Origin of the sequence: Rhodococcus sp. ENV425 (assembly GCF_002887785.1) — a bacterium.
GTDB lineage: Bacteria > Actinomycetota > Actinomycetes > Mycobacteriales > Mycobacteriaceae > Rhodococcus > Rhodococcus aetherivorans.
In genome coordinates, this window is the sequence record NZ_PCZU01000239.1 from 1 (window position 1) to 2,330 (window position 2,330).

Annotated in this window: 1 protein-coding gene; it reads left to right on the top strand. The window is 75.5% G+C overall.

What is annotated here, in order from left to right:
- Positions 1-2,330 (top strand): non-ribosomal peptide synthetase (locus tag CQZ88_RS29990; protein ID WP_180987052.1); only part of this gene is annotated, 2,330 nt, incomplete at both ends.

Sequence of the window (2,330 nt, forward strand, 5' to 3'; positions counted from 1 at the left end):
CGGCGTATCCGGCCCAGCGCATCGCGCACATGCTCGGCGACTGCGGTGCCACGCTCGGGCTGACCACGACCGCGCACCGGTCCGCGCTGCCCGGCGCGCTCACCTGGCTCGAGCTCGACGACCCGGCGCTGCGGGCCGCATCCGCCGCCGAATCCGCCGCGCCGTTGACCGACGCGGACCGGACCCGGCCGCTGCATCCCGACCACGCCGCCTACCTGATCTACACCTCCGGCTCGACCGGCACCCCGAAGGCCGTCACGGTCACCCACCGCGGGTTGGCGAACATCGTTCGCGCCCAGGATGATTCGCTCGCGGTCGGACCGGACGCGCGGGTCCTCGGCTTCGCCTCGCCGAGCTTCGACGCGGCGATCTTCGAACAACTGGCCGCGTTCGGCTCCGGGGGCTGCCTGGTGTCGGTTCCGGCCGGCGTCGTCGGCGGCGCCGAACTCGCCACGCTGCTCGATGCCGAGCAGGTGACGCACATGGTCCTCACGCCGTCGGTGCTCTCGACGCTGGAGCCGGCGGCATTGACGTCGGTCGAGGTGCTGGCGGTGGCCGGGGAGGCGGTCGGAGCCGAGTTGGTCGAGCGGTTCGCCGGGGGGCGGACGATGCTGAACCTGTACGGGCCGACGGAGGCGACGATCTGGGCGACGGCGGGACCGCTGGCGCCGGGACGGGCGGTGACGATCGGATCGGCCGTGCGCGGAGTGACGCCGCTGGTGCTCGACGGGCGGTTGCGGCCGGCCCCGGTGGGCGTGGTGGGGGAGCTGTACCTGGCCGGGGACGGGCTGGCGCGGGGCTATCACGGGCGGGCGGGGTTGACCGCGGGCCGGTTCGTGGCGCATCCGCAGGTCCCGGGGGCGCGGATGTATCGCACCGGCGACCTGGTGCGGTGGGTGCGGGCCGGGGGCCGGCTCGAACTCGAGTACCTCGGCCGGGGTGATCATCAGGTCAAGGTCCGCGGGATGCGGGTCGAGGTCGGGGAGATCGACGCGGTGCTGGCCGGGTTGTCGCAGGTGGACTATGCGGTGACGGTGGGCCGGACCGGTCCGGCCGGGTCGCCGGTGCTGGTGTCGTACGTGCTGGCGGCGCCGGGCTGCGAGCTCGAGGCCGAGCCACTGCGGGCGCAGGTGGCCGAGCTGCTGCCCGCCCATCTCGTGCCGGCGGCGGTCGTCGTGCTCGACGCGGTGCCGCTGACCCCGGTGGGCAAGCTGGACCGGGCGGCGCTGCCCGAGCCGGTGTTCGCGGCCGGCTCGGGGCGCGCTCCGCGCACACCGACGGAGGAGGCGGTGGTCGCCGCGTTCGCGCAGGTGCTCGGCCTCGCGCAGGTCGGGATCGACGATTCGTTCTTCGACCTGGGCGGCAACTCCCTCGACGCCACCCGCGTCGTCGCCCGCCTGAACTCCGCGGGCTCCGCCCTGGCGGTGCGCGACCTGTTCGAGGCGCCCACCCCCGCGGGGCTCGCCGTGCGGCTGCTCGAGCGTCCCGCCCCGCGGATCGCCCTCACGGCCCGGCCCCGGCCGGCCCGCGTGCCCCTCGGCCCGGCGCAGCAGCGCATGTGGGTGCTCAACCAGCTCGACCCCACCTCCGCGGCGTACAACATCCCGGTGGCGCTGCGCCTGTCCGGGCCCCTCGACGCCGCGGCCCTGACCACGGCATGGCGGGACGTGACCGACCGGCACGAGAGCCTGCGCACCGTGTTCCCCGCCGACGCGGAAGGCCCGCACCAGGTGGCCGTCGACGCCGGCGTCCCCCTCGACCTCACCGAGGCACCTGCCGACGTGTATGCCGCCGTGGCGGGCTTCGCCGGGGCCGGCTTCGACCTGACCGTGGACCTGCCGGTGCGGGCCCGGGTGCTGCGTCTGGGCGCGGAGGAGCACGTGCTGGTGCTGGTGCTGCACCACATTGCCGCGGACGGGGTGTCGGTGGCGCCGCTGGCCCGGGACCTGATCGCCGCGTACGCCGCCCGCACCGCGGGTGCGGCCCCGGCGTGGGCGCCGCTGCCGGTGCAGTACGCCGACTACACGCTGTGGCAGCGCGACATCCTCGGCGACGAGACCGATCCGCAATCGACGGCCGCGCAACAGCGCGAATTCTGGGTGGAGACCCTCGCCGGGCTCCCGGACCGCATCACCCTGCCCACCGACCGGCCGCGCCCGGCCGTGCAGTCCATGGCGAGCGCCGACGTGGACCTCGCCGTCGACGCCGACGTGCACGCCCGGCTGCGGGCCGTCGCCGCCACCGAACACGCCACGATGTTCATGACCCTGCACGCCGCGCTCGCGGCGCTGCTGTCCCGCCTCGGCGCCGGCGACGACATCGCGGTGGGC